Below are 17,333 nucleotides of genomic sequence, written 5' to 3'. Positions count from 1 at the left end.
GATCACACAGCCGATGTTTGAGCATTACGAGTTTAACGGTGATCAGGCATTTTTAAGAAAAACTGCCTATCCGATGATGAAGGAATCTTCTCAGTTTGTACTCGATATTCTGATCCGTGATCAAAAAAACCGCCTGGTTACTTCACCTTCCTATAGCCCTGAGAACAATTACGTAGATCCCGTGACGGGCAAAGGTTCAAAACTGACCTATGCGCCAACGATGGATATGGAGATCATCAACGACCTGTTCATCAGGACCAGCGCAGCAAAGATCCTGCATCAGGATGTTAAATTCGCTGATACGCTGAGTAATACGATGAAGCAGCTGGTGCCCGTGCAACTGGCAAAAGATGGCTCTATACAGGAATGGGTAGAAGATTATAAAGAAACAGAGCCCGGATACAGGCACGTATCACACCTATTTGCGCTTCATCCCGGCGATCAGATCACCCCTTTGAAAACACCTGAATTATTTGAAGGTGCCAGAAAAACATTGGCTAAGTGCTTAAAAATGGGGGAGCGGGTACGGGATGGAGCCGGGCTTGGACCATCAATTTCTTTGTCCGCCTTAAAGACAGAAATGCAGCTCACGAACACATCGTTGCCTTGTTCCAAAAAAGCATTGCACCAAACTTGTTTGATTTGCATCCTCCTTTCCAGATCGATGGCAACCTTGGCTATACTGCTAGCGTTGCCGAGATGCTATTGCAAAGTCAGGAAGGGGAGATTGGAAACCGTACCATCGAACTATTGCCGGCGCTTCCGGCTGTCTGGGCAACAGGAAGTGTGAGCGGTTTGAAAACCCGGGGTAATTTTTGAAGTGTCGATGAATTGGACACAAGGAAAGCTGGTTGCTCCCTTCACGCTCAAAACATATTTAATCTGAGTTTAGTCCACATTTTTTGAGAAAAAATATGAACTAAACCTGAACTTACCCTGCTCTCAGGGTGCTCTGAGTACGATGTCTGTTCAAAGGCTATCCAATACCTATGTATATTTCACCCAAACTAGTCTTGGTCATTTTTGATGAAAACTGGTAATCTGATTTGACGTTGCTGAAAGATAGTTAGCGAAACTCCAAATTTGAATGTCATCCGACCTGGCAGGTTTTTTTAAGTGGCCTTTCTGCGAATCAGAATAGTTTTTAATAATGATTGTTTAATTCTTCACCAAAAGGAAGAACCAGTTATCCGGGTATAGGGACAGCGAAATTGACCAGCGCAGGAAAGAAATTCGTCTACAAGAAGATCTCGGATAATGTGATTCAATTTAATACGGTAAAAGGGAAAACTTATGAGGTAAATGGTTTGTAGGGCCAGTATAGGTTTCAAAAATGCAGGTGTAGCTCACCACGTTACCCACCCGGCCATTCAAATGGCCAAAAGGTCCGTTGTCTAAAGTATCCATGATTTTAAAGATTATAAAGTCAAAATTAGGCAGGTAAAGAAAAACAAGTTTGCGATTCGCTAACTGGAGGTCTGGCGGGCCTCTGCTTCCTTACTACGACTATTATGGTCATATTATTAGACATCCAAAAAATCAACGCCAAGAGAACGTCCCGGCAAGGTTGCACAATCCACCGGACCATCCAACCACCTTGCAGCCATCTTGTAAGGATTATGCGAAGACTATGAGGATGTAGAAACAGAGAGGTACGATAATGAATGCAAACGTCTTTTATAGTTTGTATTGAGGGCAATACGAATTCAGATGGTTCAAGAAACGGGAATGGTGTGTATTGGAGGATGAGGCATAAGAGGAGTATTGCGAAGTTTGTAGAATGGTCGTAAGAGCTAAACAAAAAAGGGCAGCATTTAAGAGATGCTGCCCTTTTTTGTTGTTATTTTATCGATTAAACGACCTGATCTTTTTGCTCAAATCCTGTGAAGGCATCAAAGTCTCCTTTAGGATTAGGTCCCCATTTATTGATTTGCAATTGTCCGTCTGTACACATAAGTACGAGTAGCCACACGGCCCCTACAAAAGGGATAAGAATGATTAAAAAGAACCAGCCCGATTTACCTACGTCGTGCAATCTTCTAACAGAGACGGCCAGACCGGGAATAAAGGTGGCTAACGCGTATATCAAATAGATGTAGCCAAGGCCGATGCTTTGCGAGGTGCCGCCGACATCAATTTTGAAGGTTATCCTCAGGAGATTGTCAATTATTGCCGCAATAATAGCTGCGATGATGGTGAACAGTGTATACATCCAGTATTCTTTTCTTCTGGATCTTCCGCGGAAATCGCTGTAACTTTTAAGTACTTTTAAATACCATTCCATAATTTTAGGTTTAGAGTTTAAGATGTTGAGCGATGGATGGTTTCCATGTGAGCGCGCAATGGTCTTTATCAAGTATATTAAAATTTCTTATTTTACAATTTACTTTGTGTCGCAGAGATATATTTAATAGCAAAACACCCATACGATAACCGTACAGGTGCTTGCTTTGCGCCGAGGAAAGTTTAAGCCAGTTCAGGTTCCATTTTGGTGCTCACCCCAATCCTGTTCCAGGCATTGATCGTAATGATGCCCATGATGACATGAGCAAGATAAGTATCATCAAGAAGAGCGGCTGCACGGTCATAAGTCTCATCGGATACCCTGCCTGCAATCAGCGTTACTTCTTCGGTAAGCTGTAATATTGCCCTTTCCTGCTCATCAAAGAACGGGGTTTCTTTCCAGCAGCTCAATGCAAAGATCCTGCGTTCGGTTTCGCCGCTGGCGCGGGCATCTTTGCTGTGTTTATCTACACAAAAAGAACAGCCGTTGATCTGTGAAGCCCTGATTTTGATCAGTTCCCAGTGTGTTTTACTGAGACTTGAGTTCTCGATGTATTTGTCCAGCGCAAACATTGCTTTGTATGCGGCCGGATCTGCCTGATTGATTCTGATTCTGTTCATTTTCTTTGTTTTTTGTTAAAACAAAGTTGCGCAACAATGCAGCCTCAAAAAATGAACTGAGTTTAAGAAAATCAAAAATGCAGGAACTTTTTATGCAGAATTAAGGTCAATTTTTCTTTGCCCTGAGACGGCTCATGAACTGAGGGGTAAAGCCCAGATAAGAAGCCAGCATATACTGTGGTACCCGCTGCATGAATTCGGGAAACAAAGAAGAGAAGTGTCTGAAGCGCTCTTCATCAGTCATGTTGAAGATATAACCCAGTCTGCGCTGAGCTGCTACAAATGCCTTTCGCATGATGAGTGCAAAATATGTTTCCAGAACAGGTACTTGTCTGAATAAGTCCGCTTTGTTTTTTTCCGGAAGTAAAAGCACCTCGGTTTCTTCTATCGCCTGGATAGTACAGGCCGATGGCTGCCCGGTCATCAGGCTGTCCTGGTCGGCAATCCACCAGTTCTCTATCGCAAAATGGATGATCTGCTCGTTGAGCTTTCTGTTAATAAAATACTGACGTACGCAGCCTTTTACTATGAAATAATTGCCTTTGCAGATTTTGCCGGCTTCGAGCAGAAATTCCTTTTTAGGGTGTTTTTTATATTCCAGGTTCTGGCAGAGCAATTCCTCTTCCTCTTGGGTGAGCACTACATATTTGCGGATATGATCTAAAATTGCCTGGTACATGTCTGGTTTATATTTTAGCTGATTATTTCTTATGGGCTTTCCGGTAGGCAGAGGGAGAGGTACCAATGAGTTTTGTAAAGAGCCTTGAGAAATAGTACTGGTCATCTATGCCCAGCAATGCGCAGATTTCTTTGATGTTCTTGTCTGTAAAATAGAGGTACTGGCAGGACTGCTGGATTTTGAGCTGGTTGAGGTAAACAATCGGCGATTGTCCGGTTTTGGCTTTGAAACGACGCAGGTAGTGAGAGATAGAAAGATTTTGTTCCTCTGCCAATAAGTTAATGCTGAGCTTTTTATCCACATTTTTTTTCATAAAGGCAATCGAATTGCTGACCATATCTATGTTGTATACTGCAGGATTGATCTCCCTGTAATAGATGAATGAGGTTACAAAATAAAGCAGGCGGAAATTCATGATTTCCATATCCCGGGAATTGAAACTTCTGTCGAGTGTATTGTAGATCTGATCAAATGTGCTGATCCGGGATTGTTCAAATGGAATGGCATGGACATGGTGCTCATCATCAATTAAGGAACGCTCGTAAATCTTTCTTGAGTTTGTTCCGCTAAAGTGTAGCCAATAAATACTCCAGGGTGTTTTGGCTAAACTATAATAACGGTGCGGTATGTTTTTTGGAATAATAAAAAAAGTATTGGCTTTCAGCAGGTATACTTCTCCGTTCATTTCGACCCGGCCTTCTCCATCTATGCAGTAGAGGAAAATAAACTCACTCGCTCCGTGCAGCCGCTCGCGATCATGACCAACAGCATGCGGGTAATAACCGATTGCAGTCAGATAAAAGGAATTTATCAAAGGATTGGCTTTGATCTCCTTTCTAATGTTGGGCGTCAAGACAATCATCCTTTGCCCAAGAAAACCTTCCTTTATTTTTTTGTGCTCTTCCATTCCTCGTTTTGCTGGCTGTTGCAAATGTAATTTATATTTTGGTGTTATTGTCCATCATTATGATTAGTTTATACATCTCGCCTGATAAAGGTAGTGTCAAGCCGATGTAGTAAATCAAGACTTCTCATGGCGAATGATGTTATTGTCCATCATTATGATTGGTTTATACATTTTCCAGTCGTGTCATATGCAATAGTTTTACGTCACCAATATATAAACTTAAACAAATCTGTATGAACACTTTTTTTATTCCATCTAAGGAGCGGGCGCTTTTTCGCATCCTGGCACAGGGCTTTATGAGCACTTTGTACCACAGCCCGCAGTAAAGACAGCCTTAGTAAACTACCCTTAAAATCGCGATCAATCCCTAAACTGATTAAGAAAACTCAATTCATATTTATGAAATTTATTTACAATTTTAGTAAAGGTCAATGGACATCAGCGTTACTGCTGATCTGTTTTTTTACGATTGTGGGAAACAAGGCCTACTCACAAGGATCTGTTAAAATTACTGTCGTCGGTACAGTAACAGATACGTTAAAAAATAAAATACCCGGTGTCAACGTCCTTGTCGAAGGAAATCCTAAGATAGGGACGCGTACGGATGATAACGGTAAATTTGTGCTGGATGTAGATGCGGGTGCTGTACTTAGAATATCCTATGTTGGATATAAAGAACAGCGTGTTACGATTTCTGCCAGCAATAAAGTGCTGAACATACAGCTTAAGGAAGATAATCTGATGGCTGATGAAATTGTCATCACCGCTATGGGACAAAGACAGCGTAAAGAAGCTGTGGTGGGTTCGGTAACAACTATTAAACCCGGTGACCTGAAAATTCCAGCCAGTAACCTTACCAATGCACTTGCTGGTCAGGCTGCCGGTATTATTGCCTATCAGAGAAGCGGACAACCCGGGCAGGATAATGCATCATTCTTTATAAGGGGAGTAACTACTTTTGGTTATAAACAAGATCCTTTAATCCTGATTGATAACGTGGAGTTAGGTGCGAATGATTTGGCTCGCCTGCAGCCTGATGATATTGCTAGTTTCACGATTTTGAAGGATGCCAGTTCAACAGCGCTTTATGGTGCCCGTGGTGCCAATGGCGTAATTCTGGTAAGTACTAAAGAAGGTAAAGAAGGAAAGGCCAGTATTAATTTCCGTTCAGAATATTCATTGTCCCAATCTACCCAGACCCTTAATCTGGTAGATCCTATTGAATATATGAACCTTTATAATGAAGCCTCATTAACCCGTGATCCGGCTTTGCCTTTACCGTTTACGCCACTTAAAATACAAAATACAAAAGCCACTCTTGCTGGTGCATCGGGCAGTAGCCCGTATGTATATCCTGCGGTTGACTGGATAGGTATGCTGTTTAAAGACAGAGCAAGTACACAACGCAACAATTTAAGTGTTAGCGGTGGTGGCGGCGTGGCCAAGTACTATATCTCTGGCTCATATAATATTGACAATGGAATTTTAAAGACAGATATACGTAATAATAACAAAAACAACGTCAATTTTAAGAATTACCAGTTGCGTTCAAATGTTAACGTTAACCTCACTAAATCTACTGAACTTATTGTGAGGCTTTCAGGTACGTTTAGTGATTATAACGGACCAATTACTTTGGATGGTTCTTTTGCCTCTGATCTGTATGCCATTGCCTCTCATGCCAGTCCGGTTGAGTTCCCGGCTTATTATCCTGCTGATGAGGCCAATATGGGAGCCAATCATATCCTGTTTGGAAACGTTGGCGGACCTAACGGAACACAAAATAACAGCATTCTTTATCCAAATGGAAATCCTTATGCTCAACTGCTGAAAGGGCACAAAAATTCGTCAGAATCTCGTATGTCTGCACAGCTGGAGCTTAATCAGAATTTTGATTTTATAACAGAAGGCCTTAAACTAAGAGGTATCTTTAATACCAACAGGTATTCGTACTTTGATTCTCAGCTTTCTTATACTCCTTATTTCTATAGTGCAAATGATTATAATAAAATAGACAATACCTATTCATTATCCTGGCTTAACCCTATGAAGGGACCATCATTCGGCAATGTGCCTACAGAATATTTAGTATATAGCAAAAATGAGCCTAATGCCAATTCCTTCTACTATATCCAGACTGCTTTAGACTATAACAGGAAATTTGGAAGCCATAGCCTGAGCTCTACTTTAATTGGTACTGCACAGCAAACTTTATATTCAAGTGCTAAAGATCCAAGAACACAAACTACTACTTTGCCTTATTCTTTGCCTTTCAGAAATTTTGGTCTGGCAGGCAGGGCAACTTATTCATTTAAAGACAGGTATTTTGTAGAGTTTAACTTTGGATACAATGGGTCTGAACGTTTCTCGGCCAACAACCGTTATGGTTTTTTCCCTACCATTGGTGCCGCTTGGGTGCCTTCAAACGAGGCTTTTTGGAAGCAGAACGATATTGTTAACCGTTTAAAGATTCGCTTTAGCCATGGTTTGGTGGGTAATGATGCCATTGGCTCACAACGTTTCTTCTACCTTTCTGATGTTGAACTGAATGGCGGTAATTTTGCGCAGTTTGGTATTAATAATCAAAATCAGTTAAACGGTGTAAGTATTAGAAGTTATGCCAATTCTAACATCACCTGGGAAACATCAAGGCAAACCAATTTGGCAGCAGAGATTACTTTGCTAAAAAACTTTAATATCATTGCTGAAGTTTATAAAAACCACCGTTATGATATACTACGCAAGCGAAACATACCTGCAACAGAAGGTTTCGAGGCTGACGTTTTAACCAATCTGGGTGTGGTTGATTCAAAAGGTTTAGACTTATCGCTTGACTATAAACAAAATTTTATAAATGGTCTTTGGACTTCAGTTCGGGGCAACTTCACCTATTCCACTAATAAATATACTTATATAGAAGAACCAAATTATCCTGAAACCTGGAGGCATTTTATAGGTCAGCCGATTAGCCGTAACTATGGCTTTATTGCAGAGCGTTTATTTGTTGATGACGCCGAAGTTGCCAATTCGCCTAAACAGCAGCTGAATACTGTTGATGCTTATGACAATAAAATTCCGGGAGAACTGCCAAGAGGGGGGGATATTAAATACCGCGATTTAAACGGAGATGGAAAGATTGATGATCTGGACATGGCATTTATGGGCTATCCAACTACTCCGGAAATTGTATATGGCTTTGGTCTTTCAACAGGCTATAAAGGATTTGACCTATCGGCATTTTTCCAGGGGCAGGCAAGGGTATCTTTCTTTATTGATCCAAAAAAAGTAAGCCCGTTTTTAGAGCGTAATGTAAAATATGTAGAGGGCAGGGCGCAGGTATTGCAGGTATTTGCAGATAGCCACTGGTCAGAAGAAAATCAGGATTTGTACGCAATTTATCCGCGTTTAGGTACAAACAATTCCTTAGTTGCCAACAATTTGCAGTCCAGCTCGTGGTGGCTTAGAGATGGCAGCTTTATCCGGTTAAAATCGCTTGAAGTTGGTTATACCCTGCCAAAGAACATCTCAAAATCTTTAAGGATTTCAAATTGCCGTTTTTACTTTAACGGGTTGAACTTGATCACCTGGAGCCCTTTTAAAATGTGGGACCCGGAGTTGGGAGGCAATGGATTTGCTTATCCAATACAAAAAGTATTCAATTTTGGGTTAAACGTAAATTTATAATTGTTAATAAATACAAAAAATATGAAATTCTATTATAAACTGACTTGCGTCATTGTGCTATGCATCACAGGCATGTCGTGTAAAAAATTTCTGGATGTTGTTCCCAATAATGTGGGTACGCTCGATTACGCTTTTTCGAATAGAAATGAAGCAGAAAATTACCTTTTTGGATGTTACAATACTTATCAGAATTTAAACCGGGAGGTAGAAAACAATGTCGGCTTCGTCACTTCGTCAGAAATTATATACCCTCTTGGCCTGGATGATCACCCGTTTAATACCATTAAATCACCAGGTTTTAAACTGATAAGGGGAGGTATACAAAATGCATCAGATCCCGTAATTGATTATTGGACCGGGGGGAACGGTGGTCAGGCGATTTATATTGCGCTTAGAAGATGTAATATCATGCTCGAAAACATTGATAAGCCTTTTGATTTGAAAGAGCCTGAAAAGAAAAGATGGATTGCTGAGATCAAATTTTTAAAAGCATTTTACCATTATTATTTAATTAGATTATACGGGCCGGTTTCCTTAGCTAAAGAAAACAGGGCAGTTGATGGCTCGATAGAAGAAACAAAAGTTAAAAGGGCCACTGTTGATGAATCCTTTGCTTATGTAAACCAATTGTTAGATGAGGCTATACCAGATTTGCCTGCCATTCTTACGAACCGGCTTTTAGAGTTGGGCAGACCAACCAAATCTATCAGTAAGGCTTTAAAAGCCGAAGTATTAACTACGGCTGCAAGTCCTTTATTTAACGGTAATCCTGATTATATTAATTTTAGAGACAAGGATGGCGTAAATCTTTTTTCAACTGCAGCTGATCCTCAAAAATGGACATTGGCAGCCAAAGCTTGTAAAGAGGCTATTGATGAGTTTATAGCACAGGGCGGTGATTTATACAACAGGATCCCGACAGATAAGGTGGATGATGTTTCTGATAAACTGAAACAAGTGTTAAAGCTGCAATCTGTTCTTACCGAAAAATGGGATCAAAACCCTGAGTTGATTATTTCATCACAGTATGATTTTGCTTATCAGGGCTTCATCATCCCTAAACTTAATCAGGAGGCGGTTTCTTTGGGTAATAGCTATCCTTCAAACTGGTCGGTACCAATTTCTACTACCGAATTGTTTTATACCAAAAATGGTGTGCCGATAAATGAGGATAATAGTGGTGTGTTTGATTACGCCAATAGAAATAGCCCTCAACCTGGCGATGATGGCAATAAGCATTACATCAAACAAGGCTATGAAACCGCAAAAGCTAATTTTAACCGCGAACCCAGATTTTATGCAGCACTTGGTTTTGATGGCGGCATCTGGTTTGGTAATGATAAGGGAAATGAAAGTGAGGCAGATTATGTGCAGGCTAAAGGAGCATTTGCACTTGCGGGGCCTAAAAGTATATACGCAACCAATGTTACCGGATACTGGCCTAAAAAATTAGTTCATTACAGGTCCATAATGAACCAGCGTGTCAGTTTCGCCAATTTTAAGCTACCCGTTATGCGTTTGGCTGGTTTATATTTATTGTATGCGGAGGCCTTAAATGAAGAGGGAACAGCATCTAAATCAGATATTTTATCGTGGGTAGATAAGGTACGTACCAGGGCCGGTTTGTCGGGGGTAGCAACTGCATGGCAGACTTACTCTAATAAACCGGGTAAGCCCGACAGTAAAGAAGGCAGACGGGAAATTATCCGCCAGGAAAGAAGAATAGAGCTTTGTTTTGAAGGTCAGGCCGGTTGGGATTTGCGTCGCTGGAAGGAGTTGCAGGCGGTGTTGAGCAGACCTTTGCAAGGTTGGAGTATAAATGAAGATGCCTCGGCAAATTATTACAGGCCTAGAACAGTAATGGTTCCAACTTTTGGATTAAAAGATTATTTATGGCCTATAAAAAATAGTGAAGTGGTTGTAAACGAAAATCTGATTCAAGCCATCTACTGGAAATAATTTAAATTTTATAGGTTAATTTTTAAAAATTTATACAGATGAAAAAAAATAATCACATAAAAAGCCCGATCTTTTTGATCCTGGCCATAGTTCTGGTTAACATATTACTTCCCTCATGTAAAGAGCAGGAAGCTAATATTGATGTGATATCGAACGATATGACAAAACCTGGTGTGGTAAGTAATATAAAAGTAGAGAACTTTAACGGATCGGCGAGAATTACCTACAGCTTACCTGATTCTAAAAATCTTTTATACGTTTTAGCTCGTTATCCTATTAGTGATAACCGTGTAAGAGAAACTAAATCCAGTTATTATACGGATACCATTACGGTAGATGGTTTTGCCAGAGATAAAGCGTATGAAGTTACTTTATATGCTGTGAGCAGGGCAAATGTGATGTCCGACCCGGTAGTTGTAACAGTAAATCCTGAAACGCCTAATTATATTTTAGTCAATTCCGGAATTGACATTACACCTGATTTTGGAGGCGCTAACTTCTCTGGGGAAAACATCAATAAAGTGCCCATTGCTTTGCATTTGCTGGTTTATAATGAAACTACAAAACAGTATGATGAACAGGATCCTGAATATTTAAATACCAACACGATAGATGTTTCTATTAGGAATTTGCCGCCGACACCCCATAAGGTGGGTGTTTATACTACCGATAGATTTGGTAATGTTTCGGATACCCTGTTTAAAACCTTAACTCCGCTATACGAAACCCTTTTGGATAAAAGTAAGTTTTTTACTTATAAGTTGCCTACTGATGCTTCAACGACTGACTATGGCTGGGACTTGAAGTACATGTTTGATGGCAATCTGGGTGAACCTGGCTGGCATACGAATGGTAATGTTGCCAAAAGCATCGGTACATTTGGTATGGGTGTGCCGGCCAAGATCAGCCGTTTTACTTTCTGGCAAAGGGGGCCAAGTTATTATGAATACCAAAATACACGCAAATTTACCCTATGGGGATCAAATAAAGATAATCCTGCCGATGTAATGTTACCAGCCGGTACGGCTCCGGGTACGGTAGCTGGAGATTGGATAAATATGGGCAATTTTGTTTTTCCCAATCCACCATCAGGTTTGGCGCCAAACCAGGCTAACGAAGCGGATAAAGCTTTTGTAGCTAAGGGCGTTAACTTTACTATGCCAAGAGCAGCCCCGCCTGTTAAATACATCAGGATTGATATTACTCAAACCTGGGGAGGATTGAATTATGTAAATGCTTTGGAGATAAGCATGTATGGTAATCCACTATAAGTGGTAAGTGTTTAATTTAAGAAATAGATTATGAAACCATCATGATTTTTCAAACCACACTTGGCATGGATAAATCTGATAGCTTCATCACACATAAAAAACAATTATAAACAGATGAAAATCATATATAATATTGCACTCATTTCTTTTATATCCTTAGTTTTTTTGGGCTGTAAAAAATACGATGAAGATTATAAATCTTTCCTGGATAATAAGGAGATAAAATATTCAGGGAAAATTCAGGCATCTGGTTATCATACAGGTAACCTGCGGGCTGAATTGTATTGGCACCCAAGTCCCGATCCAAGTATTAAGAAGTACGTTATTTCCTGGAATAACGGGGAAAATACAATGGAAGTGGCGGTTAACACCCATAATCCTGAAGATATAGTAAAGGTGGTAGTACCTAACCTGAATGAATATGTGTATTCCTTTTCAGTGGTTTCTTATGATAGTGAGGGCAATAAATCTGTTGCCGTGGAAATCAATAACGTAAGGATTTATGGTTCAGCTTATATCAATACCTTATTAAATAGAAATTACAATGCTGGCAATCCATATGAATTTACCTCCGATGGATCCCTGAAGTTGAATTTCAACAGAAGAGATACCATGAATGTTTCTACTACAATAAAGTATACAAATACTTTAGGTGCAGTGGAAAACAGGGAATTACCTGCTGAACAAAATTCAATTACTTTACCTAATTATAAACTAGGTACTTCGATTCAATACAGATCTTCTTATGTTCCGGAACCAGGTTCTATTGATGCATTTAATGTGGCACAGTTTGCTGATTTCCCAACGATCATTAAGATCACGCAATGTGACAAGTCGTTGTTTAAGGCATTTAAACTCCCGACAGATATCAGTGATGAATACGGATGGAAACTGGAGAATTTGTGGGACAATAACACTGGCGCAAACGGCGGTGATCCGGCAGGTTTCCATACCGGTGGATCAGGATTGCCGCAATGGTTTACAATTGATCTGGGACAGGTTGCGCAGCTGGATAATTTCAGGCTGTGGCAAAGGGACAATGCTTTATACAATGTCGCTAACCCCAAATTTTTTGAGGTATGGGGCAGTAACAATCCCAATCCGGATGGAAGCTTTGACAGCAGCTGGACTAAATTGCAAACTTTTACTTCGGTTAAGCCATCCGGCCAGCCTGCCGGACAAAATACGGATGCTGACAGGGCGTTTGCAAGGGCTGGCGAAAGATTTAATTTTCCGGCGGGCATTCCGGCGGTAAAATACCTGCGTTTTAAAGTACTGGAAACATGGGGAGGCGCTAATTATATTCACCTTTTGGAATTAACTTTTTTTAAATCGAACTAAAAATCTCAAAGAAATCAGTCATTGCGTAAGTGTGTTATTGCTTACCAATCCAGAAGAGTTTCCGGAACAATCGAAGCACTATTGTCAATGCTTCGATTGTTCCGGAATTACTTTTCCTGACTCGCGTGTTTACTAATCCAATCTTGCAGATGCAACAGCAAAGAATTTCAAAAATACCATGGGGAATTGTAGACGATAAGGAAGTCTGTTGCTTTAAAATAATCAATCAGAACGGGGAATTTATCGAAGTAACTAATTACGGAGCTACCCTTGTTTCCGTTTGCGTCCGCGATAAGGAAGGCAAAATAGAGCATGTGATTCTCGGTTTTCCCGCGTTGCAGGGTTATATCAATGATCAGAGTTATTTGGGGTCAACCATTGGCCGGTTTGCCAACAGGATTGGCAAAGCAACTTTTAATCTTGACGGGAAAAAAATCGAACTTGAGCAGAATGATGGTCCCAACAGCAACCACAGCGGCAGTTCTGGATTCCACAAAAAGGTGTTTGACTACCAGACCCGGGGCGACATCTTAATTTTTAGCCTTTTCAGTGCTGACGGTGAGGGTGGTTTTCCGGGTAATCTAAAGGTGGAGGTCCACTACCATTGGAATGACGAGAATGAACTAAAAATAGATTATTACGGGCAAACAGACCAAAATACCCTGTTCAACCTGACCAATCACAGTTACTTCGACTTGTCATCCGGCAGAGGCCAGATTTTTGACCATCGACTTTCTGTATTTTCAGACCAGATCGTTCAGGCGGGGCCTGATTACATGCCGACAGGAGAGCTGGTAGCCGCTGATGAAACCTATGCATTTACAGATACCAGGATTGAAGATAAACTCTTTCAGGCTGACGGAAGCATAAAGGGCTTAAACATTTGTTATGTGCTGGATAGTGAAAGACAAAAGTCAGGCCTTCCGGCTGCTATACTTTTTGAACCTGCCTCAGGAAGGGAACTGAGTTTATATACTTCCTATCCCGGATTAATGCTTTACACAGGTGATTACCTGAATACAATTGATCCTGGATTTAACGGAAATCCATACAAGCCTCTCGACGGGATGTGCCTGGAAGCACAGTTCTTTCCCGATAGCCCAAATCATCCGGCATTTCCTTCTGCAGAACTACGTGCGGGGGAACTTGCTCACCATTACATCATCTTCAAGTTTGACACACACAAATAAACAATATGAAATACAAACTATTTTTGCTCACTCTTTTTTATATCTCTTTTGGATATGTCAATGGTTTTGCAGCAGACCGCCAAATGCAGCTGACCTCTCCTGACTCCCGATTAAAGGTCGGGATTGCAGTCGCCGGAGACATCACTTATTCGGTATCATTCAAGAACCAGCCTGCTTTATTGCCTTCAGGGATTTCCATCACTTTGGAGAAACTGACATTAGGGAAGGGATCTAAAGTAAGGAAAGCGGTCCCGAGAAAAACACCGGACTTCAATGAACTGACCATCAGTTTTGAAGATTCTTTTAGTTTGGTTTTCAGGGCTTACAATGAGGGGATCGCTTACCGGTTTATCACCAGCTTTGAAGGAAATGTAAAGGTGGTCAGTGAACAGGCTGATTTTAACCTTGCTAGTAAACCATCGGCTATTTTACAGCAAACGGACAGCTATACCACCTGGGAAGGCCCCTATGTTAAATTTTCAAGTACAGACTCCATAGCTGATGGGATAAGGGCTACCACACCTGCATTGTTTGACCATGCTGATCATCCGGTTAAAATAGTAATCGCAGAATCTGATGTCTGGGATTATCCGGGTATGTATATCCAAAAAAAGGAAGGGAAATTTACAGGCAACTGGGCAAAATATCCGGCTAAAACAGAAATGGGCAGCTGGGGAAATTTTGTTTCTGTGGTAAAGGAAAGGGCTGATTTTCTTGCGGATACCAAAGGAAAAAGAGCCTATCCATGGCGGGTAGTCATCGTTACGGATGAAGACAAGGCCTTGCTGGACAATCATTTGATTGCAAAACTTGCACAGCCCTCCTTAATAAAAGATGCTACATGGGTAAAACCTGGAAAGGCCGCATGGGAGTGGTGGCACGATGCGCTGCTGCCCGGAGCGCCCATTCCCTCGGGCATGCCCAACAGAAATACCGCCTTGTATAATTATTATGTGGATTTCGCAGCGGACTATCACCTGGAATATATGATGATAGATGCGGGCTGGTCCAATAATTATGATGTCACTAAGGTAAATCCAAAACTGGATGTAAGGGAAGTGATCAGGCGGGCAAAGGAAAAAAAGGTTGGTGTATTCTTATGGTGCGTAGCCTCGACGATCATAAAGGACCTGGATAATAGTCTTGATTTCATTCAGTCCCTTGGAGCAGCAGGTATCAAGGTCGATTTTTTTGACCGCGATGATCAGCTGGCCATGCAGTGGATGGAGCAAATAGCCAAAGCAGCGGCGGAAAGAAAGATCATGGTCGATTTTCACGGTTGCACCAAGCCTTCGGGAATGGAAGTGACCTATCCGAACATCGTAAACTATGAGGCCGTTCGGGGGGCAGAATCTGACAAATGGGATTACTCCATCACACCTGATTACCATTTGCTCATACCTTTTATAAGAATGCTGGCTGGTCCGTTCGATTATACTCCAGGAGCAATGAGAAATAAAACAAAGGCAGCCTTTAAGCCAATAGATCCCGGTCTGCCTTCCGGGCAGGGAACGCGCTGTCATGAGCTCGCCATGTATGTGATCTTTAATCAACCGCTGGCGATGCTTGCCGATTCTCCGGTGGAATACATTAAATATCCTGATATTATGAAATATTTGTCTAAGGTGCCAACCACGTTTGATGAGACCAGGTCGCTGAGCGGAAAGATAGGCGAGTATGTCTTAATGGCCAAAAGGAAAGGAACGGATTGGTATGTAGGCGCGATGACCAACTGGACTCAAAGGTCCATCTCACTCGATTTTGGTTTTCTTCCCCCCGGAAAAAGCTATACCGCGGATATTTTCATTGATGGAAACGATGCGAATGTGGATGCAGAACAGTATGAACATCGATCCGTTACCGTGGACTTTAAGTCGAAAATGGAGCTGAAGCTGGCCTCGGGAGGGGGCGCGGTAATCCATATTCGTCCCTGAATATTCCTCTGGGTAAGCGTGTAAAATCCATCTTTTAGAAGGTATAATCTATTTGCTTTACTAAACAAAAACCTCAACTTTATTTTAATCAACTATAGACGAATGAACAAAGAAACCGAAACGTTTAACAACAGCTATATCATTGGCATTTCCTTCATATCTGCCCTTGGCGGATACCTGTTTGGATTTGACTTTGCCGTCATATCGGGTGCGCTGCCTTTTTTAAGGACACAATTTATGCTGGACCCCGTATGGGAAGGGTTCCTGACCGGCTCGCTGGCACTGGGCTGTATAGTGGGCTGTCTTTTGGCCGGTAAGCTGGCCGATAGGTATGGGCGTAAACCAGGCCTCATGCTCGCAGCACTAATCTTTGCGGTATCGTCTATTGGCATCGCCCTTTCATCTGGCCTTACCCTGTTTGTGGTGATGCGTTTTGCTGCAGGAATAGGAGTAGGTATGGCATCTATGCTGTGTCCTATGTATATCGCTGAGGTTTCACCCGCAAAGGTCCGTGGCCGGAATGTGGCCATCAACCAGCTGACTGTGGTTATCGGTATCCTGGTGACCAACCTGGTCAATTATTTTCTGGCAGACACAGGTCCGGATGCCTGGAGGTGGATGTTTGGATTGGGTACAGTGCCTTCGGTTATTTTCCTGATCGGGGTGGTCTGGCTTCCGGAAAGTCCGCGCTGGTTATTGAAAGACGGGCAGGATGCAAAAGCCAAACAGGTTTTAAATAAAATAGGTTCAGATACTTTTGTAGAAAATACGACTGCGGCCATCCGCAAGTCATTGACAGGTAATACCAAACAATCTTATAAAGATGTGTTTCATAAGAGTGTGCGGCCTGCAGTAGCTGTTGGGATCACTTTGGCGGTATTCCAGCAGTTCTGCGGGATCAATGTGGTGTTCAATTATACCTCTACCATTTTTGAATCTGTCGGGGCTAACCTGGACAGGCAGTTGTTTGAGACAGTAGCCATAGGAATTGTGAACCTCGTATTTACGATCCTCGCCATGTGGCAGGTAGACAAACTGGGCCGTCGCCCGCTGATGCTGATCGGTTCACTGGGTTTATCCATTGTGTATATCATTCTGGCATTTATGCTGCAGAACCATTATCCTGCAGGCATGGTTTCTATCTTTGTCCTGCTGGCGATCAGCATGTACGCCATTTCCCTGGCGCCGGTCACCTGGGTACTGATCTCGGAGATCTTTCCGAACAAGATCAGGGGTGTAGCTTCGTCAGTAGCCATCGTATCTCTATGGGGTGCTTACTTTATTTTGGTGTTTACTTTCCCGATTCTGGCCAAAAAGTTGGGTGCGTACGGACCGTTTTACCTGTATGCGGTGATCTGTTTTCTAGGGTTCCTGTTTGTGCTGAGAAAAGTTAAAGAGACCAAAGGGCAAACGCTTGAAGAGCTGGAAGATAATTTAATAAGACATTAAAATCATTACTACATC

General features: G+C 41.7%; 13 protein-coding genes and 1 pseudogene. 9 read left to right on the top strand and 5 right to left on the bottom strand.

The window, feature by feature from the left end:
• Positions 1-13 precede the first annotated feature (13 nt).
• A pseudogene (locus VK541_RS25845) lies at positions 14-442 on the top strand (glycosyl hydrolase family 95 catalytic domain-containing protein); the annotation flags it as partial.
• Between the two features lie 59 nt (positions 443-501).
• A complete protein-coding gene (locus tag VK541_RS25840; RefSeq protein WP_414692623.1) occupies positions 502-819 on the top strand; it encodes a glycosyl hydrolase family 95 catalytic domain-containing protein in 318 nt (105 codons plus the stop codon).
• A gap of 450 nt (positions 820-1,269) precedes the next feature.
• On the opposite strand, the gene VK541_RS13730 is transcribed toward VK541_RS25840, so the two are convergent.
• The 5 genes from VK541_RS13730 to VK541_RS13710 all read right to left on the bottom strand — a co-directional run bounded on the left by VK541_RS13730 (position 1,270) and on the right by VK541_RS13710 (position 4,490).
• On the bottom strand, positions 1,270-1,407 hold the full coding sequence (locus VK541_RS13730) for a hypothetical protein (RefSeq protein WP_324370902.1): 138 nt from the start codon (positions 1,405-1,407) through the stop codon (positions 1,270-1,272).
• A 445-nt stretch (positions 1,408-1,852) separates the two neighbouring features.
• Positions 1,853-2,284, bottom strand: coding sequence for a DUF805 domain-containing protein (locus VK541_RS13725; RefSeq protein ID WP_324370901.1), 432 nt, complete (start codon positions 2,282-2,284; stop codon positions 1,853-1,855).
• Between the two features lie 182 nt (positions 2,285-2,466).
• Entirely contained in the window at positions 2,467-2,904 is a 438-nt protein-coding gene (locus VK541_RS13720; protein WP_324370900.1) for a carboxymuconolactone decarboxylase family protein, read from the bottom strand.
• Between the two features lie 106 nt (positions 2,905-3,010).
• Positions 3,011-3,583, bottom strand: coding sequence for a Crp/Fnr family transcriptional regulator (locus VK541_RS13715; protein WP_324370899.1), 573 nt, complete (start codon positions 3,581-3,583; stop codon positions 3,011-3,013).
• A 22-nt stretch (positions 3,584-3,605) separates the two neighbouring features.
• Entirely contained in the window at positions 3,606-4,490 is an 885-nt protein-coding gene (locus VK541_RS13710) for an AraC family transcriptional regulator (protein ID WP_324370898.1), read from the bottom strand.
• A gap of 399 nt (positions 4,491-4,889) precedes the next feature.
• Here VK541_RS13710 and VK541_RS13705 point away from each other — a divergent pair, with 399 nt between their 5' ends.
• The 7 genes from VK541_RS13705 (at position 4,890) to VK541_RS13675 (ending at position 17,318) form a co-directional block, all read left to right on the top strand.
• Entirely contained in the window at positions 4,890-8,174 is a 3,285-nt protein-coding gene (locus tag VK541_RS13705) for a TonB-dependent receptor (RefSeq protein WP_324370897.1), read from the top strand.
• Positions 8,175-8,195: 21 nt separating this feature from the next.
• Complete coding sequence (locus VK541_RS13700; protein WP_324370896.1) at positions 8,196-10,133, top strand: RagB/SusD family nutrient uptake outer membrane protein; 1,938 nt, start codon at positions 8,196-8,198, stop codon at positions 10,131-10,133.
• 38 nt (positions 10,134-10,171) lie between these two features.
• Positions 10,172-11,404 (top strand): DUF4959 domain-containing protein, encoded by a 1,233-nt coding sequence (locus VK541_RS13695; RefSeq protein WP_324370895.1) that lies wholly within the window; start codon positions 10,172-10,174, stop codon positions 11,402-11,404.
• A 114-nt stretch (positions 11,405-11,518) separates the two neighbouring features.
• Complete coding sequence (locus tag VK541_RS13690) at positions 11,519-12,745, top strand: DUF4998 domain-containing protein (protein WP_324370894.1); 1,227 nt, start codon at positions 11,519-11,521, stop codon at positions 12,743-12,745.
• Positions 12,746-12,894: 149 nt separating this feature from the next.
• Positions 12,895-13,935, top strand: coding sequence for an aldose epimerase family protein (locus tag VK541_RS13685; RefSeq protein WP_324370893.1), 1,041 nt, complete (start codon positions 12,895-12,897; stop codon positions 13,933-13,935).
• A 5-nt stretch (positions 13,936-13,940) separates the two neighbouring features.
• The gene (locus tag VK541_RS13680) at positions 13,941-15,869 is read left to right on the top strand and encodes a glycoside hydrolase family 97 protein (RefSeq protein ID WP_324370892.1); all 1,929 of its coding nucleotides are present in this window, start codon (positions 13,941-13,943) and stop codon (positions 15,867-15,869) included.
• A 102-nt stretch (positions 15,870-15,971) separates the two neighbouring features.
• On the top strand, positions 15,972-17,318 hold the full coding sequence (locus VK541_RS13675; protein WP_324370891.1) for a sugar porter family MFS transporter: 1,347 nt from the start codon (positions 15,972-15,974) through the stop codon (positions 17,316-17,318).
• The last annotated feature ends 15 nt before the right edge of the window (positions 17,319-17,333 follow it).

The organism is Pedobacter sp. (assembly GCF_035317785.1).
Lineage (GTDB): Bacteria > Bacteroidota > Bacteroidia > Sphingobacteriales > Sphingobacteriaceae > Pedobacter.
Note: the sequence above shows the minus strand (reverse complement) of the source record. Positions and strands in the feature narration are given on the sequence as shown.